At 71.7% G+C, this 23,808-nt stretch carries 20 protein-coding genes and 2 pseudogenes; 14 read left to right on the top strand and 8 right to left on the bottom strand.

Annotation, left to right across the window (positions count from 1 at the left end):
* Positions 1-17 precede the first annotated feature (17 nt).
* The 4 genes and pseudogenes from ACYQ77_RS27295 to ACYQ77_RS27310 form a co-directional block, all read right to left on the bottom strand.
* Positions 18-725, bottom strand: a pseudogene (locus ACYQ77_RS27295) (ABC transporter ATP-binding protein); the annotation flags it as partial.
* The gene (locus ACYQ77_RS27300) at positions 725-2,554 is read right to left on the bottom strand and encodes a dipeptide/oligopeptide/nickel ABC transporter permease/ATP-binding protein (RefSeq protein ID WP_459716193.1); all 1,830 of its coding nucleotides are present in this window, start codon (positions 2,552-2,554) and stop codon (positions 725-727) included. The pseudogene ACYQ77_RS27295 and the gene ACYQ77_RS27300, both read right to left, overlap by 1 nt.
* Position 2,555: 1 nt before the next feature.
* Entirely contained in the window at positions 2,556-3,533 is a 978-nt protein-coding gene (locus tag ACYQ77_RS27305) for an ABC transporter permease (protein WP_459716194.1), read from the bottom strand.
* A complete protein-coding gene (locus tag ACYQ77_RS27310) occupies positions 3,533-5,068 on the bottom strand; it encodes an ABC transporter substrate-binding protein (RefSeq protein ID WP_459716195.1) in 1,536 nt (511 codons plus the stop codon). The genes ACYQ77_RS27305 and ACYQ77_RS27310 overlap by 1 nt, the downstream gene beginning before the upstream one ends.
* 339 nt (positions 5,069-5,407) lie before the next feature.
* Here ACYQ77_RS27310 and ACYQ77_RS27315 point away from each other — a divergent pair.
* The 3 genes and pseudogenes from ACYQ77_RS27315 to ACYQ77_RS27325 form a co-directional block, all read left to right on the top strand.
* A pseudogene (locus tag ACYQ77_RS27315) lies at positions 5,408-6,211 on the top strand (S1 family peptidase); the annotation flags it as partial.
* A gap of 72 nt (positions 6,212-6,283) precedes the next feature.
* Positions 6,284-6,574, top strand: coding sequence for a proprotein convertase P-domain-containing protein (locus ACYQ77_RS27320; protein ID WP_459716464.1), 291 nt, complete (start codon positions 6,284-6,286; stop codon positions 6,572-6,574).
* Between the two features lie 105 nt (positions 6,575-6,679).
* Positions 6,680-7,081: a hypothetical protein gene (locus ACYQ77_RS27325; RefSeq protein WP_459716197.1), complete on the top strand. Its 402-nt coding sequence runs from the start codon at positions 6,680-6,682 to the stop codon at positions 7,079-7,081.
* 14 nt (positions 7,082-7,095) lie between these two features.
* Here the strand turns inward: ACYQ77_RS27325 and ACYQ77_RS27330 are convergent, their stop codons facing one another.
* The 4 genes from ACYQ77_RS27330 to ACYQ77_RS27345 form a co-directional block, all read right to left on the bottom strand.
* Positions 7,096-7,812, bottom strand: a complete 717-nt coding sequence (locus ACYQ77_RS27330; RefSeq protein WP_459716198.1) for a hypothetical protein — start codon at positions 7,810-7,812, stop codon at positions 7,096-7,098.
* A 100-nt stretch (positions 7,813-7,912) separates the two neighbouring features.
* Positions 7,913-9,340, bottom strand: a complete 1,428-nt coding sequence (locus ACYQ77_RS27335; RefSeq protein WP_459716199.1) for an ATP-binding protein — start codon at positions 9,338-9,340, stop codon at positions 7,913-7,915.
* Positions 9,337-10,992, bottom strand: coding sequence for an NAD(P)/FAD-dependent oxidoreductase (locus tag ACYQ77_RS27340; RefSeq protein WP_459716465.1), 1,656 nt, complete (start codon positions 10,990-10,992; stop codon positions 9,337-9,339). Before ACYQ77_RS27340 ends, ACYQ77_RS27335 begins: the two co-directional genes overlap by 4 nt.
* Before the next feature lie 12 nt (positions 10,993-11,004).
* Entirely contained in the window at positions 11,005-11,262 is a 258-nt protein-coding gene (locus tag ACYQ77_RS27345) for a ubiquitin carboxyl-terminal hydrolase 14 (protein WP_459716201.1), read from the bottom strand.
* A 680-nt stretch (positions 11,263-11,942) separates the two neighbouring features.
* Between ACYQ77_RS27345 and ACYQ77_RS27350 the strand changes: the two genes are divergently transcribed.
* The 11 genes from ACYQ77_RS27350 (at position 11,943) to ACYQ77_RS27400 (ending at position 23,808) form a co-directional block, all read left to right on the top strand.
* Positions 11,943-12,938 carry a LacI family DNA-binding transcriptional regulator gene (locus ACYQ77_RS27350; RefSeq protein WP_459716203.1) on the top strand — a complete coding sequence of 332 codons (996 nt, stop codon included), beginning with the start codon at positions 11,943-11,945 and terminating at the stop codon, positions 12,936-12,938.
* Positions 12,935-13,834 (top strand): carbohydrate ABC transporter permease, encoded by a 900-nt coding sequence (locus tag ACYQ77_RS27355; RefSeq protein ID WP_459716205.1) that lies wholly within the window; start codon positions 12,935-12,937, stop codon positions 13,832-13,834. Before ACYQ77_RS27350 ends, ACYQ77_RS27355 begins: the two co-directional genes overlap by 4 nt.
* The gene (locus tag ACYQ77_RS27360; protein WP_459716207.1) at positions 13,831-14,721 is read left to right on the top strand and encodes a carbohydrate ABC transporter permease; all 891 of its coding nucleotides are present in this window, start codon (positions 13,831-13,833) and stop codon (positions 14,719-14,721) included. The genes ACYQ77_RS27355 and ACYQ77_RS27360 overlap by 4 nt, the downstream gene beginning before the upstream one ends.
* Positions 14,722-14,741: 20 nt before the next feature.
* Entirely contained in the window at positions 14,742-16,034 is a 1,293-nt protein-coding gene (locus tag ACYQ77_RS27365; RefSeq protein ID WP_459716209.1) for an ABC transporter substrate-binding protein, read from the top strand.
* An 81-nt stretch (positions 16,035-16,115) separates the two neighbouring features.
* Positions 16,116-17,246: an ADP-ribosylglycohydrolase family protein gene (locus ACYQ77_RS27370; protein WP_459716210.1), complete on the top strand. Its 1,131-nt coding sequence runs from the start codon at positions 16,116-16,118 to the stop codon at positions 17,244-17,246.
* On the top strand, positions 17,246-18,598 hold the full coding sequence (locus tag ACYQ77_RS27375) for an ADP-ribosylglycohydrolase family protein (protein ID WP_459716467.1): 1,353 nt from the start codon (positions 17,246-17,248) through the stop codon (positions 18,596-18,598). The genes ACYQ77_RS27370 and ACYQ77_RS27375 overlap by 1 nt, the downstream gene beginning before the upstream one ends.
* Positions 18,599-18,731: 133 nt before the next feature.
* Complete coding sequence (locus ACYQ77_RS27380) at positions 18,732-19,589, top strand: ribokinase (RefSeq protein WP_459716212.1); 858 nt, start codon at positions 18,732-18,734, stop codon at positions 19,587-19,589.
* Entirely contained in the window at positions 19,555-21,570 is a 2,016-nt protein-coding gene (locus ACYQ77_RS27385) for a formylglycine-generating enzyme family protein (RefSeq protein ID WP_459716214.1), read from the top strand. The genes ACYQ77_RS27380 and ACYQ77_RS27385 overlap by 35 nt, the downstream gene beginning before the upstream one ends.
* A complete protein-coding gene (locus ACYQ77_RS27390) occupies positions 21,567-22,742 on the top strand; it encodes a CaiB/BaiF CoA transferase family protein (protein ID WP_459716216.1) in 1,176 nt (391 codons plus the stop codon). Before ACYQ77_RS27385 ends, ACYQ77_RS27390 begins: the two co-directional genes overlap by 4 nt.
* A complete protein-coding gene (locus tag ACYQ77_RS27395) occupies positions 22,739-23,530 on the top strand; it encodes an HpcH/HpaI aldolase/citrate lyase family protein (RefSeq protein WP_459716218.1) in 792 nt (263 codons plus the stop codon). The genes ACYQ77_RS27390 and ACYQ77_RS27395 overlap by 4 nt, the downstream gene beginning before the upstream one ends.
* A gap of 62 nt (positions 23,531-23,592) precedes the next feature.
* Positions 23,593-23,808, top strand: coding sequence for a hypothetical protein (locus tag ACYQ77_RS27400; RefSeq protein WP_459716219.1), 216 nt, complete (start codon positions 23,593-23,595; stop codon positions 23,806-23,808).

The following is a 23,808-nucleotide window of genomic DNA, read 5'->3' on the forward strand; positions in this document are numbered from 1 at the left end:
CGGCGTCTCCCTTCGGTCGACGTGAGCAGCTCACGGGTGTAGGGGTCCTGGGGTTCGGTGAGCACGGCGTCCGCTGGCCCGTGCTCGACGATCCGTCCCCGGTACATCACGGCGATCGCGTCGCTCACGTACCGGACGACGGCGAGGTCGTGCGAGATGAACAGGATGGTGAGGTCGAGGGTCCGCTGCAGGTCGCGGACGAGGTTGAGCACCGCGCCCTGGATGGACACGTCGAGCGCGGAGGTGATCTCGTCGGCGATCAGCACCTCGGGCCGCCCAGCGAGCGCCCGCGCGATCGCCACGCGCTGGCGCTGCCCGCCGGACAGCTCGGCCGGGTAGCGGTGCGCGCGGTCGGGCAGGTCGACGAGTTCCAGCAGCCGCGCCACCTCGGCCCTGCGGTCGGTGCCGCGCGGCACGGCCTCGGCGATCGTGGCGCCGACCGTCATGCGCGGGTTCAGCGACGAGTACGGGTCCTGGAACACCATCCGCAGCGGCCTGCGGCCCCGCGTCGGCACCGGCGCCCCGTCGAGCGTGACCCGCCCGGCGGACAGCGGCACGAGCCCGACGGCGGCGCGCGCGAGCGTGGACTTGCCGGAGCCGGACTCGCCGACCAGCCCGACCACGGACCCGGCGGGCACGGTGAGGTCGACGCCGTCGACCGCGGTCACCCGGTGGCCGCGCGACCCGAACCGCACGGACACGTCCTCGAAGCGGAGTTCCCGCATCAGTTCACCTCCGCCGGGACGTCGGCGTGCCAGCAGGCGACGCGGGTGCCGGCACGCGCCACCAACTCCGGATCGTGCGCCGCGCACCGGGCGTCCGCCAGCGGGCAGCGGGGCGCGAACGCGCACCCCGGCGGCAGGTGCGCGGGATCGGCGGGCCTGCCGGGGATGACGGTCAGCGGCTGCGACCGGTCCGTCGACATGTCGGGGACCGCCGCGAGCAGCGCCTTCGTGTACGGGTGCCGCGCGCCGGTGCGCAGGTCGGCGGCGGGCAGGTCCTCGACGATCCGGCCCGCGTACATCACCAGCACCCGGTCGCACACCTGCTCCACCACCGTGATGTCGTGGCTGATCAACAACAGCCCCACGTCGTCGGCCGCGCGGATCGACGCGAGCAGGTCGAGCACCTGCCGCTGCACGGTCACGTCCAGCGCGGTCGTCGGCTCGTCCGCGACGATCAGCGCGGGGGTGCCCATCAGGCCCATGCCGATCATGGCGCGCTGCCGCATGCCGCCGGAGAACTCGTGCGGGTACTGCCGTGCCCGCCGCTCCGGGTCGGAGAGGCGGACGGCGGCCAGCCGGTCCACCGCCCGTGCCATGGCGGCGCGCCGGTCCATGCCCTCGTGGTGACGGGCGACCTCGGCGAGCTGCCTGCCGACGCGCATGGTCGGGTTGAACGAGGTCATCGGGTCCTGGAACACCATGGCGAGGGACGTGCCCAGGAGTCTTCTGTGTTCCCCCGCCCGCAGGTCCGCGCCGAGGAACGACAGCCGGTCCGCCTCGACCACCCCCGGCTCCGCCACGAGCCGGGACACCGCGAGCGCGGTCAGGCTCTTCCCGGACCCCGACTCCCCCACGATCCCGACCGCGTCCCCGCGTTGCATGGTGAAACCGACCCCGCGCACCGGGGTGGTGCCCGGGAAGCGCACGGTCAGGTCGTCCACGACGAGCATCGCCGAGTCGTCGGGCGCCGCGGTCACCTTCGGCGCGCGGCGGAACGGGACCTTGCCCGCGCCCAGCCGCCCGTCGAGCCCGACGGCCTTGGCGATCGCCTCGCCGAACAGGTTGAACGCGAGCCCCGCCACCACGACCGCGACACCGGGCGCGAGCGCGGCCTCCGGGTGCACGTAGATCGAGCCGAGGCCCTCGCCGAGCAGGCGGCCCCAGTCGTAGTCGGGTGGCTGGACGCCGAGCCCGAGGAACGAGAGCCCGGCGAACGCGAGCAGCGCGTTGCCGGCGGCCACGGTCGCGTTCACGACGAGGGGCTCGGCGACGTTGGGCAGCACGTGCCGGAACAGCACCCGCACCCGGCCGACGCCCGCGATCCGGGCGGCGGCCACGTAGTCGAGGCCCGCCACCCCGGCCACCATCGTGTGCGTGAGCCGCGCGAACCCGGGCGCGAGCGCGAGCCCGATCGCCAGCAGCCCGCCGGTGGTGCCGACCCCGAAGATCACCGCGAAGAACAGCGCGAGCAGCAGCCCAGGGAACGCGACCGCGATGTGCACGGCGGCCGTGACCACCCGGCCGGCCCGTGCGCCCAGCAGCAGCGGCGCGGTGCCGAGCAGGAGCCCGACCGCGACACCGAGTGCGGTCGCCAGCAGCGCGAGTTGCACAGAGAGACGGGTGGCGACCAGCACGCGGAAGAAGATGTCCCGGCCGAGCGCGTCGGTCCCCGCCCAGTGCCCGGCCGACGCGCCCTGCTGGATCATCCCGGTGTCGACGGCGTTCGCCGCGTCCGTCCACAGCAGCGGCGCGAGCACCGCGAGCAGCAGCACGACGAACACCGTGCCCGCGGCGGCCGCGCCGAGCGGGGTTCGCAGCACCCGGCGCACGTCAGCCCTCCCTGATCGTCGAGCGCGGGTCGAGCAGCGCGAGCGCGACGTCGACCACCAGGTTCACCACCAGCACGCCGATGCCGTAGACGAGCACGACGCCCTGCACCACCGCGTAGTCCTTGGCGAGGATCGACGACACGATCGTGCTGCCCAGGCCTGGCCACGCGAACACGTTCTCCACCAGCACGGTGCCCGCGACGAGCGCGCCGAGCAGCAGCCCGCCGAGCGTGATCGCCGCGGTGAGCGCGTTGGGCAGCGCGTGCCGGAAGTACACGGTCCTGGCGGGCAGCCGCTTCGCCCGCGCGGTGCGGACGTAGTCGGCGCGCAGCACGGTCAGCGTCTCCACCCGGATGATCCGCGCGAGGACCGCCGCGGGCGCCATGGCGAGCGCGACGACCGGCAGCACGTACGACGACGGCCCGTCCCGCCCGGCCACCGGCACCCACCCGAGGTTCACGCTGAAGATCCACACCAGCGCGACGGCCAGCAGGAACTCCGGGATCGCCGCGAGCACCACGCTCGTCGACGTGAAGCCGAGTTCGAGCGGGCGCCGCCGCCCGCCGCGGGTCAGCACCGCGAACCCCAGGCCGAGCGGCACGGACACCAGCACGGCCAGCGCGAACGCGAGGACCGCCAGCTCGACGGTCGCGGGCAGCCGGTCGCCGAGGATGTCCGACACCGGCAGCCCGGAGGTCATCGAGACGCCGAGGTCGCCGGTGCACAGGCCGCGCAGGTAGTCCAGGTACTGCTGCCACAGCGGCTGGTCCAGGCCGAGGGCCGCGCGCCGCGCGTCGACCAGCTGCTGCGTGGCCGTGGGGCCGAGCGCGGCCCGCACCGGGTCGCCGGGGATCAGGTGGATCATGCCGAACGCCGCGGTGACGAGCACCCACACCGACACGAGCAGCCTGCCGAACCGGCGTGCCGCGAACCGGGCCCACGGGTGGTGCACCGGCGGGTGGGAGACAGCGGCTGTCATCAGCCCACCATGCGGATCGACGACGGGTCGACGCTGCCCTGCGTCAGCTCGAACTCGGCGCCCTTGCCGAACACGGGGCGGTTGGCGTTGGCGAACGGCACCACGTCGGCCCGTTCGAACAGCGCTTTCTCCGCCTCGGTCCACGCGCCGCAGCCGTCGCTGCCCACGACCGCGGCCGCTTCCTTGGCCTTCGCGGTGTAGTCCGGGTTGTCGATGGCCGCGAAGTTGGTGCCGTTCGGTGCGGCCGGGCCGGACACGAACGGCACCGTCTGGCTGGGCAGCGACACGTTGAGCGGCACGATCGCGGCGTCCCACTGCAGCTGGCCCGCGACGAGCTGCCCCATCTCGGCGTCGGTGCCGCCCTTGAGCGTCACCTCGGCGCCCAGCTCGCCCCACACCTTCTGCAGCAGTTCCGCCCCGGCCTGCATGGTCGGGCCGATGGTCGTCGGGTAGAACAGCGTGATCTTCGGCTTGGCGGCGCCGAGGACCCGCTGCGCGGCGCCGGGGTCGTGCGCGGGCAGCGCGTCGGTCGCGGAGTCGTCGTCGCACGGGCCCATGCCGGGCGGCACCAGCCCGGTGGCGCGTTTCCCGTTGCCGCTGGTGACGACCTGGGTCAGCGCGTCGAGGTCGGCGCCCCGCACCAGTGCCGTGCGGATCTTCTCGTCGGCGCCCGGCAGCCCGGCCCGCTGGTTGAACCACAGCTCGCCGACGAGCGCCTGCACGTCCCGCTGGAACAGCCGCTGCCCGGTCAGGCGCTGCTGCTCGGGCCCGACGAACGGGGCCGCGTTGGCGCCGCCGGAGATCAGCAGGTTCGCCATGGTCGTCTCGTTCGCGACGATCTTGATCACGACCTGGTCCGGGAGGCCGCGCTGCTTCGCGTCCCAGTCCCCGGGTCCCCAGGCGTACTCCTCGCGGCGGGTGAGCGTGTAGTGGTCCCCGCCGACGGCCTCGGTGAGGGTGAACATGCCGGTGCCGTCCGCGCCCTGCTTGAGGACCGAGCGGTCGGCCATCCCCTTGGCGCACACGATGTGGAGGCTGCCGACGTTGCGGTCGAGGAACGCGTCGGGCGTGGGTGTGGTGACGGTGACCGTGCGGGCGGCGTCGTCCGCGGTGGCCTTCGCACCGGCCGGGACGTACACCCCGAGCCGCGAGGACGCGTTCTTGGGGTCACCGACGAAGTTGATGTTCGCCGCGACCTGGGTCGCGGTGAGCGTGGTGCCGTCGGCGCAGGTGACGTTGTCGCGGAGGGTGAAGGTCGCCTCCGTGGTGCTCGCCTCCCACTTCTCGGCCAGCCCCGCGACCACGTTGCCCTTCGCGTCGATGTTGACGAGGGAGTCGTAGAGGAAGCGGTCCACCTGCGTGGTCGCGGCGAGGGACGTGAAGTGCGGGTCCAGGTTGCCGGGATCGGTCCCCAGCACGAACGTGAACGTGCCGCCGTCGACCGGCGCTCTGCCGCCGCCGCCCGAGCCGCCCCCGCACGCGGTGAGGGACACGGCCAGCAGGCTTGCGGTGACGATCTTCCGGGTGGTCTTCATCGTGTGCCCTCCACGAGGTGTCCCCTTGAAAGCCGCAGCCTGCCGGGTGTCGAGACGCGTGTCTTTGTCGTGCGCTACCAGGCGGAGGCACCTTTGTCGTCCGATCCTCCGAACGGCCGCCGTGAAGCGCCGGGCCCGCGGGTCATCCCGGTTTGCTCCCAGTCGGCCGAACGGTGGTTGACCGGTTTGCAGTCTTGTGGCGGGGGCCTCTCACCAGGTGGAATCAACACGGAAGATCGCTTCGGTCACAGCCAGTGGCCGGCGCGCGCTCCCACCCTTTCTCGACACCCCTGCTGTCCGCGCGCACCCTGCTCGCGGACTGTCGAAAGGAACCCTGCTGTGAGAAGAACCTTGTCCGTCCTGCGGAGAGCCGCGCTGGTGACGGTGGGCGTCGCCGCCGCTCTCGGAGCCGCCGCGGGGCAGTCGGTGGCGGCACCCCCGCCCGCCGACGGTGACGACTTCACGCCCATGGTGGTCGGCGGTACCCGCGCCGCCCAGGGCGAGTTCCCGTTCATGGTGCGCCTGTCGATGGGCTGCGGCGGCGCGCTCTACAAGACCGACGTGGTCCTGACCGCCGCCCACTGCGTCGGCGCCACCGGCAACAACACCAGCATCGGCGTCACCGCGGGCGCCGTCGACCTGCAGGACCCGAACCGGATCACCCGCACCTCGACCTACGTCTACCGCGCCCCCGGCTACAACAACCCGAGCGGTGACGACTGGGCGCTGATCAAGCTGAACGCCCCGATCACCAACCAGGCCCTCCTGCCGATCGCCACCACCACCGCCTACGACAGCGGCACGTTCACCGTCGCGGGCTGGGGCGCCGCGACCGAGGGCGGCGGCCAGCAGCGCTACCTGCTGAAGGCCCAGGTGCCGTTCATCTCCGACTCGCAGTGCCAGTCCGCGTACAGCGAGCTGGTGCCCAGCGAGGAGATCTGCGCGGGCAACTGGTCCTCCGGCGGCGTCGACACCTGCCAGGGCGACTCCGGTAGCCCGATGTTCCGCCGCGACAACAACAACGCGTGGATCCAGGTCGGCATCGTCAGCTGGGGCTACGGCTGCGCCCGCCCGGAGAACCCGGGTGTCTACGCGCAGGTGAGCACGTTCGCCTCGGCCATCGCCACGGCGGCGGCGAACCTGCCGGGCGGTGGCACGCAGCCCGGCCGCACCTTCGAGAACCAGAACAACTACACGATCAACGACAACAGCACCGTGTCCAGCCCGATCTCGGTCACCAACGCCTCCGGTGCCGCGTCGTCGAGCGCCAGCATCGAGGTGCACATCGTCCACACCTACATCGGTGACCTGGTCGTCGACCTCGTCGCCCCGGACGGCAGCGTCTACAACCTGCTGAACCGCTCCGGTGGCAGCGCGGACAACGTGAACCAGACGTTCACGAGGAACCTGTCGAGCGAGACCGCCAACGGCACCTGGAACCTCCGCGTCCGCGACGCGGCCAGCGCCGACGTCGGCTACATCGACGGCTGGAAGATCACCCTGTAACCCCCGGTGGCGGCGGCCGTCTCCCGAGCGGAGGCGGCCGCCGCGCATAGTGGACAACTTGTGGACGTCCCATAACGACCGCGCGCCCGGGCACGAAGCACGGGCATGACCGACCCCGTGGACCGCCACCTCACCGCGGCACGCGCACTCGCCGAGGACACGGCGCTGCCCGACGGCGTCCGGGCGGAACTCGTGGTGCACAGCTGCCGCGAGGCGCTGGAAGCCGCGGCGCACCAACGGTTCCGCCGGATCCGCCTCGACCGCGGCGAGTCACACGAGGACGTCGAGGCCGCACTGTCCCGGGCCCGCAAAACCCACGCGAAGGTCGCACTGGCCGTCTTCGACGAACACGGCCGCGGCGGCGAGCTGTACCGCAGGCTCAACGAGACCCTCGGCGGCTGGGCCAGCAACGTGCTCCGAGCATGCAAGAACGGCGCCGACGCCGGGACCGACCTGCGCCGCCTGGTCACCAACACGGGCACCCTCGCCCGCTGGCTGACCGGGTGACGGGACTCCCCGCGCTATGGGAGAGGTGCGGCCGCCGGTTCTGTCCCGGGCCACGACCGCGGCGCCGGGCCGAACGCGCGCCGTGCGGCTCGGACCGCCAGGGCGGCGACGGTGGCGTTGGCGCCACCACCGATCACCGCGCCGATGCCGAACGGGACAACCCGGCCGAGCACGATGATCCCCTGCCTGGTCCCGTACCTGGTGACGAAGTTCTTGCCCAGGACCTTGTTGATCTGGCGCAGGGTCGCCATGGGCACCTTGCTGACGAGCTGGCGACCCCAGTGCTGACCGGTGCGTTCAGCGATCTTGCCGATGGTCGCGGAGCCCGACTGGCCGAGCATGATCCCCATGACGAGCGTCCGGCGGCGTTCGATCTCGTCCAGCCGAACACCGTGGACCTCGGCGACCGAGAGCACGAACAGCGTGCTCAGTTCGAGCGACGAGAACACCTCGCCCGCCGACAGCGCCACCGCGACCCCGGTACCGATCGCGGGCGCGGCCGCGGCACCCCCGACCGCGGCCCCCGTGCCCGCAAGGGCGCTGACGTACATCCGTTCCAGGGTCCGGACGACCTCCGCCGGTGTCGCGTCCGGGTTGCGCTGGCGCGCCCGGGCAATGTTCTTGCGCACCAACGGTGTCTGCAGGTCGATGGCCTTGTCCAGCAGGTCGAGGATCGGCTGGCCTCGGCCGCTCGACGCCGGTACCGGTCCTTCGAGGGCGTCAGCGGCCACACCGAACTCCTTGATTCGTCACGTCCTCGCACAGTCTCCCACCCGAACGGCCGGGCCCGGCCCTCGCGCGCGTTGCGAGGGCCGGGTTGTCGCACAGCCGTCAGCGTGCGTGCAGCGGTAGGCGGACCTGGAAGTGGGTGTCGCCCGGTTCGGAGACCACCCGCAGGTCGCCGCCGTGGCGGTTCACCACCACTCGCCACGAGACGTCGAGGCCAAGGCCCGTGCCCTGGCCGACGCCCTTCGTGGTGAAGAACGGTTCGAAGACGCGGCGGCGGAGTTCCGGTGGGACGCCGGGGCCGGTGTCGATGACCTCCACGAGTGCGTTGTCGCCGTCGCGGGTGGTGCGGACCGTGATCGTGCCGGTGCCGTCGCCGTGGCCGGTGATCGCGCCGACGGCGTTGTCGATCAGGTTGGTCCACACCTGGTTCAGCTCCGCGGCGTACGCGGGCACGTGCGGCAGCGTCTTGTCGTAGTCCTTCACGATCCGCACGCCCGCCGGGATCTTGCCCGCCAGCATCACCAGCGTCGCGTCCAGGCCCTCGTGCAGGTCGACCTCCTGGTGCGGGGTGCGGTCGAGCTGCGAGTACTGCTTCGCGGCGCCGACCAGCGCGGAGATCCGCTTCGTGCTCTCCTTCACCTCGGTCAGCAGGTTCTCGGTCTCGACCGTGTACGACAGCCACCGCAGCGCCGGGTTCAGGAACCCCGGATCGACCACATTGGACAGCTCGTCCAGGTCGGACGTCGTGATGCCCGCCGCCACGAAGACCGGGGCCAGGTCCCAGCCGCCGGACACGTCGTGCTCGTCGAACCAGTCACCCAGCTCGTCCTCGCGGTCGGCCACCTGCATCGGCGTCAGCTCGTCCGCGTGCGCCATCCGCTCGATGAACTTGTCCTGGATCTTCGTCAGCCGGTGCAGCTGGATGCCGTCGAAGTGGCCGTCCGCGAGCAGGCCCAGCTTGTGGCGCATGCCCGCGAACCGCTCCCGCAGCGTCTCCGTCGCCCGCACGGCCGCGGCCGCCGGGTTGTTCAGCTCGTGCGTGAGGCCGGCGGTCAGCTTGCCCAGCGCCAGCAGCCGCTCCCGCTGGCCGACCAGCTCGTCGGCGTTGCGGATGCCGACGAACATGCCCTGCAGCAGGTGCACGGCCATCGGGAACCACTGCCGGAACTTCGCGGCGAAGTCGGTCGCCGGGAGCGCGAGGAACTCGGCGTCGGTGACCGCGCGGACCGTCGCGCCGTACTTCTGGTCCACCTGGTCGCCCAGGTAGAACTGGGTGGCGCCGGAGTAGACGCCCGGCTGGTCGCTGCGCGTCACCTCGACCTCGTCGCCGCGCACCGTCCGGACCATGGACAGCGTGCCCGACAGCAGCACGTAGAAGCACTCCGCGGGCTCGCCCTCGACCGACACCGCCGCGCCGGCCTGGTAGGACACGACGTCGCTGTTGGCCGCGACCCACGCGAGCTGCTCGTCGGTCAGGTCCGCGAACAGGAACAGTTCGCGGAGCCTGGCCGGTTCGATGGTCGTCGTCACTGTTCCTCCAGGTACCGGTGCACCAGGGTGACCGCCATCGCGCCCTCCCCCACCGCCGACGCGACCCGCTTCACCGACTGGGCTCGCACGTCCCCGGCCACGAACACGCCCGGCACGCTCGACTCCAGGTAGAAGGGGTCCCGGTCCAGTGTCCACCCCGACGGCCGCTGCCCGTCGGTGAGCAGGTCCGGGCCGGTCCACACGAACCCGCGCTCGTCGCGCTGGACGACGCCGTCGAGCCAGTCCGTCTGCGGCTGCGCGCCGATGAAGATGAACAGGTGGCCCGTGTCGACGAACTCGGTCGTGCCGTCGGCGTGGTCGAGCCGGATCGACTCGAGGTGGTCGTCGCCGCACGCCTGGCCGACCGTGGTGCGCGTCCTGACGTGCACGTTCGGGATCGACTCGAGCTGCTGGATCAGGTAGTGCGACATGGAGGCGTGCAGCGACTCGCCCCGCACCACCAGCGTGACCGACCGCGCGTGCTTCGAGAAGAACACCGCCGCCTGCCCGGCCGAGTTGGCGCCGCCGACGATGTAGACGTCGGTGCCCGCGCACTCGGGCGCCTCGGTGTTGGCCGAGCCGTAGTAGACGCCGCGGCCGGTCAGCTCGTGGCAGCCGGGTGCGGTGAGGCTGCGGTAGGACACGCCGGTCGCGAGGATCACGGCGTGCGCGGCGATCGTGCTGCCGTCGCCGAACCGGACGACCCGCGCCGAACCCTGCACCTCCAGCGCCACGACGTCCCGGGCGGTCAGCATCTCCGCGCCGAACTTCACGGCCTGCCGCCGCGCCCGGTCGGTGAGCTGCGCGCCGGACACGCCGTCGGGGAAGCCGAGGTAGTTCTCGATGCGGGAGCTCTGCCCGGCCTGGCCGCCGGCGGCCTGCCGTTCGACGAGTACCGTCCGCAGCCCCTCCGACGCGCCGTACACCGCCGAGCCGAGCCCGGCGGGCCCGCCGCCGACGACGATCAGGTCGTAGAAGTCGGTGGCCGGGTCGACGGTGAGCCCGACCGCCGCGGCGATCTCCGCGTCGGACGGCGCGAGCAGCGGCCGCCCGTCTGCGGTGATCACGACGGGGATCTCGGTGGGGTCGGCGGCCGCCGCGTCGAGCAGCCTGCGGCCCTCGGGGTCGTCGATGCTGTAGTAGCGGTACGGGACGGCGTTGCGCGCGAGGAAGTCGCGGGCCGCGAAGGTGGGCGCCGACCAGCGGTGACCCACGATCTTGATCTCCTCGACGGCGGACTCGCCGGACGCGCGCCAGGTCTCGATCAGCGCGTCGACCACCGGGTAGAGCTTCTCCTCCGGCGGGTCCCACGGCTTGAGCAGGTAGTGGTCGACGTCGACCAGGTTGATCGCCTGGATGGCCGCGTCGGTGTCGGCGTAGGCGGTCAGCAGCGCGCGGCGGGCACGCGGGAACAGGTCCATGGCCTGCTCGAGGAACTCGATGCCGTTCATCTCCGGCATCCGGTAGTCGGCGAGCATGGCGGCCACCTGCTCGCCGCGGAGCTTCAGTTCCTTCAGCGCGTCCAGGGCCTCCTTGCCCGAGGACGCCCGCACGACCCGGTGCCCTTCGCCGTAGCGGCGGCGCAGGTCACGCGCCACGGCGCGGGACACACCGGGATCGTCGTCGACGGTCAGCAACACCGGCTTGTTCACGGGCTTGTTCACTCACACTGCCACTTCGTCGACGAAGCACCAGCGCCAGTCCTCGCCCGGCTCGAAGGACTGGATGACGGGGTGTCCGGTTTCGCGGTAGTGCGCGCTCGCGTGCTTGGCCGGGGAGGAGTCGCAGCAGCCGACGTGCCCGCAGACCAGGCACTCGCGGAGGTGGACCCAGCGGCCGCCCGCCGCCAGGCAATCGGAACAGCCCTCCGTGGAGGACGGTGTCACGTCGCGGATCTCGGCGACGTGCGTGCATTCAGCCATGTCACCATCTTGCACTCGCGTCGCGAGTGGGCAACAGCAGCGTGCCGTGGTTGGCCGGGTTGTCCACAGGTGGGGTGGTTGTCCACAGGTGGGCCTTGTGCCCCCGGGGTTGTCGGTGGGTACCGGTAGACTGGACAGCGGGGTGCCCCCGGGAGTGGTGGGGGCTGCCCGTACGTACTGGGGGCGCGGTTCCTTTCGGTTTTCGCAGGTCAGCCGCGTTTGCGGCGGTCTGTGTGCCCGGGCTTTGTGGTTGACCTTGCCTGGGTTTTCCCTCCGGGGGGTCCTCGCCGGACGGGCTGGTCTCCGGGATGGCGGGGGTCTTGCACGGGGCTGGGTTGGCAAGGACTGGTGTCCGTGGCTGCCTGCCATCCCGTCGACCTCCCGGAGGGCTATCACACCGCGTCAAGGGGGCCCGGCGGCTTTGGGCATCGGGTTGGTTCGTGCTTCGGGCCCCCTTGACACGGCGTGATCGGGCTTCGCCAGGTCGACGGGATGGCAGGCAGGCAGTTCTTGTGTGGTGAGCTGCGCTCTTCCTTTCGTGTGCTGTCTGTCCACTTGTGACGCGCACGTTACGAACGTGCCTTGCCAACCTTCGCGGTCGGACGTACAGTCCCGGCTGTAAACGTTCTCGTAAACGTTTACAGTCCATTTGAGACCTTTCGATGACGCGAGGGAAACCCATGGCAGAGGCTCGGAAGTCGACGCTCTGGCTGGTTGCCGAGCGGGCCGGGGTTTCGATCGCTTCCGTGTCCCGGGTCATGAACGGGCAGCCCGCCTCACAGCGGGTGACCGAGCGGGTGCGGGCCGCTGCCGCGGAGCTGGGTTACGTGCCCGACGCGACCGCGCGGTCGCTCAAGGTCGGGAAGACCGAGCAGATCGCGCTCGCCGTCGCCGACGTCGGGAACCCCGTCTACGTCGGGATGATGCACGAGATCTCCCGGGTGGTGACCAAGGCCGGCTACCGGCTGGTGCTGTCCTCCACCGGGGCGGATCCCAAGGACCAGATCGACCTGCTCGTCGGGTTGAACCGGGGGTTCGCCGACGGGCTCATCCTCAGCCCGCTGCGCGCGCCCGAGGAACTGGGTGCGCAGCTCAAGGCGAGTCGCTTCCCCATCGTGATCATCGGTGCCGTGCCGCCCGGTGTCGAACTGGACAACGTCCGTGCCGACTCCGTTGCCGGCATGGGGCTCGCCGTGAACCACCTCGCCGGGCAGGGGCGGACGAACATCGCCTTCGTCAACGGGCCCGTCGACACCACGCCCGGTGCGGCGCGGCGGAACGGTTACCTCACCGCCCTCGACGCCCTCGGCCGGGCGCCCGGTCCCCAGGTCAGCGCCCGCGACTTCACCTACCAGGCCGGGCTCAAGGCCGCGGCCGCCCTCCTGGACAAGGAGACCCCCGACGCCATCGTGTGCGCCAACGACCTCCTCGCCATCGCCGCGCTCAACGTCGCCACGCGCCGGGGGCTGCGGATCCCCGACGACGTCGCGATCGTCGGGATGGACGACACCGACATCGCCGATCTCGCCAACCCGGCCATCACGAGCGTGAACCTCGGTGCCACCAAGCGGGCCCGGACGGCGGCGAAGCTCCTGCTCCGCCGTCTCGACAAACCCGACGCACCACTGCGCAGCGTCGTCATCGAGCCCACGCTGACCGTGCGGGAGTCGTCATGACGACCATCGTGCGCCGCAAGCGCGGGCGTGGTGACGGGCGGGACGCCTGGCTGCTCGTCCTCCCCGCGCTGATCCCCGTCGTGCTGATCAGCGTCTACCCGCTCGTGCAGGGCATCCTGCTCGGGTTCACCGACGCCGAGGCCGGGCTCAACCAGGTCACGCACTTCAACGGCCTGGACAACTACGAGAAGCTGCTGCACAACGAGCTGTTCTGGGCCAGCTTCCGCATCGGCCTGATCTGGGCGTTCAGCGTCACGATCATCCAGTTCCTCGCCTCGCTGGGGCTCGCGCTGCTGCTCAACGCCGACCTGCGGCTGCGCTGGCTCGCCCGCACCCTCGCGCTCGTGCCGTGGGCCATGCCGCCGGTCGTCATCGCGATCATGTGGCGGCTCATGCTCAACCCGACGTACGGGCCGGTCAACGAAACGCTGCGCACGCTCGGCCTGCCCGGCGACGTCAACTGGCTCGGCGACTTCTCGACGGCACTGCCCGCGGTGATCGTCGTCGGGGTGTGGGCGGGCATGCCGCAGACCACGATCACGTTGCTGGCGGGTCTGCAGAACGTGTCCGGCGACCTGCACGAGGCCGCCGCCATCGACGGCGCCGGCACGTGGCAGCGGTTCTGGCACGTCACGCTGCCCGCGTTGCGGCCGGTGATCGCCGCGATCACCTCGCTCGACCTCATCTGGAACTTCAACTCGTTCGCACTGGTCTTCGTGCTCACCGCGGGCGGGCCGGGCGGCAAGACGATGCTGCCGATGCTGTTCGCCTACAACGAGGCGTTCCGGTACGGCAACTTCGGGTACGCGGCCGCGCTCGGCAACGTCATGGTCGTCGTCATCGCCGCGTTCCTCTTCTTCTACCTGCGCGGCCAGGCAAGGAGCCGGGAGTCATGACGCAGACACTCACCAGGCCCGCGCAGGAGAAGACGGCGGTCGTGGCGCCCGTGAACCGCACGCGGTCGTACGCGCGGCCGCTGCAGTACCTCGCGCTGCTCTGCTACGTGGTCTTCCTCAGCTTCCCGTTGCTGTTCCTGCTGTCGACGTCGTTGAAGACACCGCGGCAACTGCAGTCGGGGGACGCGTCGTTCGTCCCGGACAGTCTCACGTGGCGCAACTTCTCCGACGCCATCAGCAAGGCGAACCTGGTGCAGGCGGCCGGGAACAGCCTGTACGTGGCCGTGCTGACGACCGTGATCGTCACGGTCCTGTCACTGCCCGCCGCGTACGCGCTCGCCCGGTTCAAGACCAAGCTGCGCGGCCTCGCGACCGGTTGGATCCTGCTCTCCCAGGTGTTCCCGTTCATCCTGATCGTGATCCCGGTCTTCCTGGTGCTCAAGCAGATCGGGCTCGTCAACAACCCGCTCGGCCTCGTCCTGGTCTACACGGTCTGGTGCATGCCGTTCGCGCTGTGGATGCTGCGCGGCTACGTCGCCGCGATCCCCGTCGAACTGGAGGAGGCGGGCGCGATCGACGGCGCGAGCAAGCTGCGTGTGCTGCGGTCGATCGTGCTGCCGCTGCTCGCGCCGGGCCTCGTCGCGACGAGCCTGTTCACGTTCATCTCGTCGTGGAACGAGTTCTTCTTCGCCCTGGTGCTGATCCAGGACCCGGGCCTGCAGACCCTGCCCCTGACCCTCGCGCGCTTCGTCGGCGCGGAGGGCCAGGTCCAGCTCGGACAGCTCGCGGCGGCCTCGCTGCTCGCGACCGTGCCGAGCCTCGTGTTCTTCCTGTTCATCCAGCGTCGTCTCACCTCCGGGCTGATGAGCGGCGCCGTCAAGGGCTGACGAAGTAGAAGGAGATATCCATGAAGCGAAAGGCGTTGCTCGGCATCGGTGCCGCCGCGGCCTTGCTGCTCTCCGGCTGTGCGCTGAACGGCGGCGAGAGCAACGACGAGGGCGGGTCCGCGGAAGGGCAGGTCACGCTCACGTTCCAGAGCCTGGCCTACCAGGACTCCACGGTCGCGGCGACGAAGGAGATCGTCGACGCCTGGAACAAGGACAACCCGGACATCCAGATCAAGCTGACGCAGGGCACGTGGGACAACGTGCACGACCAGCTGGTCACGCAGTTCCAGGGCGGCACCGCGCCGGACATCATCCACGACGAGTCCAGCGACATCATGGGTTTCGCCGAGCAGGGCTACCTGGCCGACATCGGCGAGTACCTGAGCCAGGACGTCAAGGACGCGGTCAGCGAGGACGTCTGGGACACCGTCACCACCGCGGACGGCAAGGTCGTCGCCGCGCCGACGCTGCTGCAGACGTACGTGGTGTTCGCGAACACGGACGCGTTCAAGGCAGCGGGTGTCGAGGTGCCGTCCGGTGACCAGCTGTCGTGGGACGACCTGCAGGCGGCCGCGAAGAAGCTCGCCACGGGCGGCAAGTTCGGTGTCGGCTGGGGTCTCAAGCAGCCGACCGCCGCGATCATGAACACGGCGCTGGGCTACGACGGCACGTTCTTCGAGACCAAGGACGACGGCACGGCCACGATCGACGTCGGTGACGGCGAGGTCGCGGTGGCCCAGAAGATCCACGCGATGGCCTACCAGGACAAGTCGCTCGACCCGGTGACGTTGACGCAGTCCGGCACGGACGTGCTGCCCGGCTTCCTGAACGGCAAGTACGCCATGTACGTCGGCGGCAACTTCCTCGCCCAGCAGATCACCGAGTCGGCGCCCGACACCTTCACGTGGACGGTCCTGCCCCCGCTCGCCGGTTCGGCGGGCCCGGCGCAGGCGGCGAACCCGCAGACCATGTCGGTGTCCGCGCAGAGCAAGGCGCCCGAGCAGGCCGCGAAGTTCATCGACTACTTCATGAACGCGGAGAACCAGGCGAAGCTCGCGCAGGGCGACTGGCTGATCCCCGCGTCCGCCCCGGCCCGTGACAAGGTCGCCGAGCAGGCCAAGGACACCCCGGTGTGGGAGCCGCTGCTGAAGACCGGTGAGGACCTCAAGGGCGCGCCGTTCCAGAAGGCGAAGAACTACCCGCAGTGGAAGGACCAGTACGCGACCCCGGCGCTGCAGCAGTACTTCGCCAACTCGATCAGCCTCGACGACCTGAAGAAGCAGCTGACGGACGGCTGGCAGTCGCTCGGCTGACGCTCGTGCCGTGAAAGGCGCGTCGACGGCGCTCGATGCCGGTGAAGCGCCTTTCACGGCACCTCCTGGAGGGGAGATTCCATGCTTGAGGACAAGGCGACGGGGGCGTTGGCGGGGGCGGCCGTGGCCGACGCGCTCGGTGGCGCGGCGGAGGGCAACACGCCCGAGGCCATCCAGGAGCGGTACGACGGGTTCATCGAGGGGATCGTGCCGCCGTTCAACCTCGACTGGCGGCACGCGCGCCCGATCGCGCCGTACCACAAGGGCGACGGGCACGTCACCGACGACACCCTGATGACCACGGCACTCGTCGAGGTCTACGACACCGTCCGCGACCACCTGGACGCGTACGCCATCGCCGACCACCTCGTGCCGCTGCTCATCGGGGAACGCCGCTGGATCCCCGAGCTGGAGACGGAGACGATCCTGCTCCAGCGGATCTTCCTCGCGGAGAAGTGGCTGGTCGCGCGCCTGCACTACGGGCACATCGACCCGCGTGAGGCCGGCGTCGGCAACATCGTGAACTGCGGCGCCGCCATGTACGCGGCGCCCATCGGGATCGCCAACGCTGGCTCGCCGACCGGCGCGTACGCCGAGGCGATCGACGTGGCCGGCGCGCACCAGTCCAGCTACGGGCGCGAGGCCGCCGGCGTGTACGCGGCGTGCGTCGCGGAGGCCATGCGGCCGGAGGCGACGGTGTCGTCGGTGGTCGACGTCGCGCTGTCGGTGGCGAAGGACGGGACGCGGGACGCGATCGAGGCGGTGACGTCGGCGGCGCGCTCGCTGTCGGACTGGCGCACCTCGCTCGCCGCGATCCGGGCCGCGGTCGAGCCCTACGACACGGTCGGCCCGCACTACCGGCAGCCCGCGCGGGACGCCAGGATTCCCAGCCGCACCAAGTCGATCGAGGAGCTGCCGGTGGCGCTCGGCATGCTCGTCGTCGCGGGCGGGGACTACCGGGAGACCGTGCTGGGCGCGGTGAACTACGGCCGCGACTCGGACTCGATCGCGGTGATGGGCGGCTCGATCGCGGGTGCGCTCGGGGGACGCGCGACCGTGCCGGCCGAGTGGGTCACGCAGGTCAGCGAGGCCAGCAGGCTGGACGTCACGGCGACCGGCCCGACGATGGCCGCGGTCGCCAGGGACGTCTGGGCCAAGGACCAGGCGCGGTTCGAGCAGCGGGCCAAGCTGTTCGGCACGGAGGCGGCGTGATGCTGCGTCTCACGTGGACACAGCCGGAGGACCTGGTGCCGCACGCGTTCGCGGCGGCCAGGGCCGACGGCATCGACGTGACCGACCTGGCCGGCCGGTGGACGGCGGCGGGCGGCTCGTTGCACGCGCCCGGATCGGGCGCCACGAAGGATCCCGCTCCCCCGGCGCTGCGCACGCTCGCCCGCGAGCTGCTGTCGCAGGTGGACGACCGGGAGGCGCCCGCCGCGCTGCGAGCCGCCGAACCCGACGGGCTGGCCGAGATCCTCGCGCAGGCGCGACCGGTGACCGTCCCGCCGCCAGGCCAGGACCTGGCGGACCGCGTGCACGGCGCGTGGCTCGGGCGGGCCGCCGGGTGCCTGCTCGGCAAGCCCGTCGAGAAGATCCCGCGTGACGGCATCCGCGCCATCGCCCAGTCCACCGGCAACTGGCCGATCTCCCGGTACTTCACCGAGGTCGGCCTCGACGGTGAGATCGCCGAGCGGTACCCGTGGAACCGGCGCAGCCGCCCGACCAGCCTGCTCGAGAACATCGACGGGATGCCCGAGGACGACGACCTCAACTACCCGCTGATCGCCCTCGGCCTGCTGGAGGAGCACGGCGACGGGTTCACCACCGACCACGTCGCGCAGTCGTGGCTCGACAACCTGCCGGGCGGCCGCGTGTTCACCGCCGAGCGGATCGCGTACCGGAACCTCCTGGACGGCTACGAACCGGACGTGGCGGGCCAGGTCGGCAACCCGTTCCGTGACTGGATCGGCGCGCAGATCCGCACCGACGTGTACGGCTGGACCCACCCGGGTGATCCGGTGACCGCGGCGCGTCTCGCGTGGACGGACGCCCGCCTGTCCCACGGCCGCAACGGCGTGTACGGCGCGATGTTCGCGGCCGCCGCCTGCTCGGCGGCGGTGGTCACGGACTCCGTGCGCGCGGTCGTCGAGGCCGGGTTGTCCGTCGTACCACCGGAATCCCGGTTCACCGAGGCGCTCACCATGGGCTGGGAACTCGGCGCGCTGCCCACCGAGCAGGCCCTGGACCGGATCTACGCGCGTTACGGCGACCTGCACTGGGTGCACGTGCTCAACAACGCCGCCACGCTGGGCTACGCCCTGGCCCACGGGAACGGCGACTACGCCACCACGATCACCACGGCCGTCACCGGCGGCTGGGACACCGACTCGACCGGTGCCACGGCGGGGTCGATCGCGGGTGCGCTGACCGGCGCGAAGGGCCTGCCGCCGGAGTGGGTGATCCCGCTGCGCAACCGGCTCGCGTCGAGCATCCCGGGGTTCGACGGCATCGGGTTCGACGAGCTCGCCCGCCGCACGCTGGCGCTCGTAAGGTCGGAGTCATGAGCGTCGCGCGAGCGAACGACGGAGCGGCCGCCGTCTGGACCGACGAGCACGGAGATTCCTGCGCGAGGAACGAGCCCAGGAATCTGCGCGCGCAGGAGGGAAGACGGCGGTTGAGCGGAGGAGCGCAGCGAGCATGAGTGTCACAGTCGTGGGCAGTGGCAATGTGGACCTGGTCAGCCAGGTCGAGCGGATTCCGTCGCCGGGTGAGACCGTGCTGTCCACCGGTTTCGCCACCCACGCCGGCGGCAAGGGCAACAACCAGGCCACCGCCGCCGCCCGCGCGGGCGCGACGACCACGTTCGTCGGCGCGTTCGGCGACGACGACAACGGCGCCCGCCTGCGGCAGAGCCTCACCGACTCCGGGGTCCGGCCGCTGGTCCGCACGTCGACCGAGCCGACCGGCACCGCGATGATCACCGTCGCCCCGACCGGCGAGAACGCGATCGTGGTCAACGCGGGCGCCAACGCCACGCTCACCGATCTCACGCCCGAGGAGCGGTCCGCGATCGCGGGCGCCGACCTCGTCCTGATGCAGCTCGAGATCCCGCTCGAGACCGTCACCGCCGCCGCGAGGATCGCGAGCGGACGGGTCGTGCTGAACGCCGCGCCCGCCCGGTCGCTCCCCGACGAGCTGCTCGCGCACGTCGACCTGCTGGTCGTCAACGAACACGAGGCCGCGTTCCTCGGCGGCAGCGACCACCTCCTGACCATGGTGCCCGCGCTCGTCGTCACCCTCGGCGCGAAGGGCGCGCTGGTCCGCACGAGCGACACCACGACCGAGGTGCCCGGCATCGCCGTCGACGTCGTCGACACCACCGGTGCGGGCGACACCTTCTGCGGCGCGCTCGTCGCGGCGCTGGACGAGCGCAGGCAGCTCGACGACGCGGTCCGGTTCGCGACCGTCGCGTCGGCGCTGTCGGTGCGCCGCGCGGGCGCCGTGCCTGCCATCCCCACCCGTGAGGAGATCGACGATTTCCACCCGAACGACTGAACGGACCGACCCGGACGAGGCGAGCACGAACCAGTTCAACCCGCTGGTGCCGCGCCCGATCGACCTGCCGACCACCCTCCCGCTCGACGAGCCGCTCGACCCCGAGGCCGGCGACATCGCCAAGGTCTTCGCCGCCCCGGACGACCCCGCCGACTGGCCCGCGTGGCGCGCGGCGCTCGCCCGGTGGCGCGACGAGGCGCACACGCGGCTGAACTACGACGGCGCGATCTACGAGCGCGCGGCGACCCGCTGGACCGCCTCCTGCTACAGCGTCGCCCTGCTGTGGCTGTGGGACGAGCGCCTGTACGACCGTGCCGGGAACCGGTTCGACGTGGCCGGGTTCCTCGACAGGACCGCGGACCACGGCGGCTTCGACGGGGTCGTGCTGTGGCACGCCTACCCGATCATCGGCATCGACGACCGCAACCAGTTCGACTTCTACCGCGACGTGCCCGGCCTGCGGGACGTGGTGGCGGCGTTCCAGTCGCGGGGCATCAGGGTGTTCCTCGACTACAACCCGTGGGACACCGGCACGCGGCGCGCGCAGCACGACGACGCGACCGAGCTGGCCCTGCTCGCGAGGGAGCTGGGCGCCGACGGCATGTTCCTGGACACCATGAAGGAGGGCGACTCGCGCCTGGTGTCCGCGCTGCTGGAGAACCACCCGCCGCAGGTCCTCGAGGGCGAGTCGCGGCTGCCGAACGCCCGCATCGTCGACCACCAGCTCAGCTGGGCGCAGTGGTTCGCCGACAGCACCGCCCCCGGCGTGCAGCGGGCGCGCTGGTTCGAGCGGCGGCACATGACCCACCAGACGCGGCGCTGGAACCGCGACCACAGCGACGAGCTGCAGTCGGCGTTCATGAACGGCACCGGCATGCTCGTGTGGGACGCGGTGTTCGGCGTCTGGGTCGGCTGGAACGAACGTGACAAGGCGACGCTGCGGCGGATGCTGCGGGTGCAGCGGGCGCTCACGGCGCTGTTCGTGCACGGCGAGTGGACGCCGCTGACCGACGCGTCGGAGGAGGCGATCGCGGCGGGCGTGTACGCGTCCCGGTTCGCGGGCACCTCGGGCCTGACGGTGTGGACGCTGGTCAACCGCGGTCACACCGACTTCACGGGGCGGGCGCTGACCGCGACCACCGGCGGTACCGCGTGGTTCGACCTCACCTCGGGTGCCCGTCTCGGCCACGGCACGTCGGCGCCCCCGGTGACCGTGCCCGCGCGCGGGGTCGCGGCCGTCCTCGCGGTCGACGGCCCGGAACCGTCCTGGCTGCCCGGTCTGCTCGCCGCCGCGGCGGCCGACCGGGGCGCGACCGACGCGACCTTCCCGGCACGGACCGCCGTGCGCGTGGCCCCGCCTTCGACCAGTGGACGGCCTCGAGGGGTGACCGTCCGCGTCGAAGGCGGGCCGCGCACGCTGCCGATGACGTACCGGCGCCGGGAGACGGGCACCTACCAGGGCGCGCCGTACGTGGAGGAGTGGAAGCCGCTGCCGCCGCGGCTGCACGACCCGCGCGAGGACGTGCTGACGGTGACTGTCGCGGACGTGGCCGTCGCCGCGTCCGAGGTGACGAACGCCGAGTTCGCGGGGTTCCTCGCCGCGACCGGTCACCCGTCCTCGTGGTCACCCGGCGCGGACGACGCCCCGGCGACCATGGTCGGCCTCGCCGACGCGCGGGCGTACGCGGCGTGGGTCGGCGGCAGGCTGCCGACGGAGTTCGAGTGGCAGGTCGCGGCGGGGTCGCCGGAGTTCCGGCGCGCCACTCCCCTGGTGTGGAACTGGACGGAGAGCGAGCACAGCGACGGGATCACCCGGTTCGTGATGCTGAAGGGCGGCAGCGACCACGTGTGCACCGGCTCCGACTGGTACGTCGACGGCGGTCCGCGGGAACCGTCGTTCAGCCTGAAGTTCCTGCTGCCGGGCCTGGGTGTGGACCGCTCGCCCAACATCGGGTTCCGGGTGGCGTGGGAGGTGCGATGAGCGGACCACTGGCAGGCATCCGCGTCCTGGACGTGTCGACGCTGTTCGCGGGACCGCTCGCGGCGACGTTCCTCGGCGACTTCGGCGCGGACGTGATCAAGGTCGAGCACCCGCGCAAGCCGGACGCGGCCCGCGGGCACGGCCCGGCCAAGGACGGCGTCAACCTGTGGTGGAAGACGCTGGGCCGCAACAAGAAGACCGTCACCCTCGACCTGGGACAGCCGGCGGGGGCCAGGCTGCTGCTGGCTCTGGCGGCCGAGGCGGACGTGCTGATCGAGAACTTCCGCCCCGGCACGCTGGAACGCTGGGGCGTAGGCCCTGACGAGCTGCACGCGGCCAACCCGCGGCTGGTGATCGCGCGGGTGACGGCGTTCGGCCAGTTCGGCCCGTACTCGTCGCGCCCCGGGTTCGGCAGCCTCGCCGAGGCGATGAGCGGGTTCGCGGCGCTCACCGGTGAACCGGACGGCCCGCCGACGCTGCCGCCGTTCGGCCTCGCGGACGGCATCGCCGCGCTCGCGACCGCGTACGCGGTGATGGTCGGCCTGCGCACCGGCGTCGGGCAGGTGATCGACATGGCCATCATCGAGCCGATCCTCATGCTGCTCGGCGGGCAGATCACCGCGTACGACCAGCTGGGGCACGTGCAGCCGAGGACCGGCAACCGGTCGGTGAACAACGCGCCCCGCAACGTCTACCGGACCGCGGACGGCGCGTGGGTGGCGGTGTCGACCAGCTCGCAGTCGATCGCGGAGCGGGTGATGCGCCTGGTCGGCCGCCCGGACGTGGTGGCAGAGCCGTGGTTCGCCACGGGCCACCAGCGGGCCCAGCACGCGGACGAGCTCGACGCGGCGGTGGCGGCGTGGATCGCCGCCCGTCCCACGGACGAGGTGGTCGCGGAGTTCGAGAAGGCACAGGCCGCGATCTCGCGCGTCTACGACGTGCGCGGGGTGATGGCGGACCCGCAGTACCAGGCCCTGGGCACGGTCCAGACCGTCGACGACGACGAACTGGGCCCGGTGAAGATGCAGAACGTGCTGTTCAGGATGTCGGAGACGCCCGGAGGGATCCGCTGGCCGGGCCGGCCGCACGGCGCCGACACCGACGAGGTGCTGGCGAAGGTGGGCGTGACCCGCGAACAGCTGGCGGCTCTGCGTGAGGCGGGGATCGTATGACCACCCTGGTGACGGGCCTGTACGTGCCGGGCAACCGCCCGGACCGCTTCGACAAGGCGGTGGCGACCGGCGCGGACCTGGTCATCCTGGACCTGGAGGACGCGGTGCCCGCCGAGGAGAAAGCGCGGGCCCGCGAGGCGGTGGCGGCGTGGCTGGCCACGGCCCGCGTCGACTGCCTCCTCCAGGTGCGGGTCAACGAGGACGCCGCCGACGACCTCGCCGCGCTGGCCGGGTTGAGCGGCTTCGAGGTGCGGCTGCCCAAGGTCGAGTCCCCGGCCCAGGTCGACCGCGTGACCAGCCGTCTCCCCGGCGTTCCGGTGACAGCCCTGCTGGAGACGGCGTTCGGGGTGGAACACGCGTCCGCGATCGCGGCCCACCCGGCGGTGACCCGCCTGGGCCTCGGCGAGTCCGACCTGGCGAGCGAACTCGGCACCCGCAGCGACGCGGTGCTGGACCACGCGCGGGTCCGCCTCCTCTACGCGGCGCGCGCGGCGGACCTCCCCGCCCCGATGCTGTCGGCCTACCCGGCGATCAAGGACCTGGCCGGCCTGCGCACGGACACCGAACGCGGCCGTGCCCTGGGCTGGTACGGGCGAGTCGCCATCCACCCGGCCCAGCTCCCGGTGATCGCCGAGGTGTTCGCCCCCTCCGAGCAGGACCGCACCTGGGCGGAGGAGGTGCTGGCCGCGACCGCCGAGGGCGGCGTGACGACCCTGTCCAACGGCGAGATGGTCGACCCAGCCATGATCGGCCGAGCGAAGGCGATCCTTTCCCGCGGCCAGGCCTGATTCCCGCACAGAACTTGCAGACCGCATGTTCTTTCCCCGGACGTACGTGACAAAGTCCTGTCATGCGCAGTGACGTTCGAGTGGTGTTGAGGCACTGGCTGGGGGCCGACGTGCGTGCGGTCGAGGGGTTGTCGGACGACGCCCTGGAGGAGTTGCGGTCCGCGCTGGTCGAGGCGCGGACGCGGCAGGCGCGTGCGCTGGCGGCCGCGTCGGACGAGGCGTTGCGGCAGATGCCGCCGGTGGTGCGGCGCACGGTCAGCCGGTTGCTGGGGCGGTGA

The sequence above is a fragment of the Actinophytocola sp. KF-1 genome (genome assembly GCF_054661535.1).

Bases quoted from the DNA above. Each gene is read 5' to 3' on its own strand.
- ACYQ77_RS27355 (WP_459716205.1), top strand. From the start codon at position 12,935: ATGACGACCATCGTGCGCCGCAAGCGCGGGCGTGGTGACGGGCGGGAC.
- ACYQ77_RS27345 (WP_459716201.1), bottom strand. From the start codon at position 11,262: ATGGCTGAATGCACGCACGTCGCCGAGATCCGCGACGTGACACCGTCC.
- ACYQ77_RS27360 (WP_459716207.1), top strand. From the start codon at position 13,831: ATGACGCAGACACTCACCAGGCCCGCGCAGGAGAAGACGGCGGTCGTG.
- ACYQ77_RS27380 (WP_459716212.1), top strand. From the start codon at position 18,732: ATGAGTGTCACAGTCGTGGGCAGTGGCAATGTGGACCTGGTCAGCCAG.
- ACYQ77_RS27400 (WP_459716219.1), top strand. From the start codon at position 23,593: ATGCGCAGTGACGTTCGAGTGGTGTTGAGGCACTGGCTGGGGGCCGAC.
- ACYQ77_RS27390 (WP_459716216.1), top strand. From the start codon at position 21,567: ATGAGCGGACCACTGGCAGGCATCCGCGTCCTGGACGTGTCGACGCTG.
- ACYQ77_RS27370 (WP_459716210.1), top strand. From the start codon at position 16,116: ATGCTTGAGGACAAGGCGACGGGGGCGTTGGCGGGGGCGGCCGTGGCC.
- ACYQ77_RS27395 (WP_459716218.1), top strand. From the start codon at position 22,739: ATGACCACCCTGGTGACGGGCCTGTACGTGCCGGGCAACCGCCCGGAC.
- ACYQ77_RS27325 (WP_459716197.1), top strand. From the start codon at position 6,680: ATGACCGACCCCGTGGACCGCCACCTCACCGCGGCACGCGCACTCGCC.
- ACYQ77_RS27375 (WP_459716467.1), top strand. From the start codon at position 17,246: ATGCTGCGTCTCACGTGGACACAGCCGGAGGACCTGGTGCCGCACGCG.
- ACYQ77_RS27365 (WP_459716209.1), top strand. From the start codon at position 14,742: ATGAAGCGAAAGGCGTTGCTCGGCATCGGTGCCGCCGCGGCCTTGCTG.
- ACYQ77_RS27350 (WP_459716203.1), top strand. From the start codon at position 11,943: ATGGCAGAGGCTCGGAAGTCGACGCTCTGGCTGGTTGCCGAGCGGGCC.
- ACYQ77_RS27305 (WP_459716194.1), bottom strand. From the start codon at position 3,533: ATGACAGCCGCTGTCTCCCACCCGCCGGTGCACCACCCGTGGGCCCGG.
- ACYQ77_RS27310 (WP_459716195.1), bottom strand. From the start codon at position 5,068: ATGAAGACCACCCGGAAGATCGTCACCGCAAGCCTGCTGGCCGTGTCC.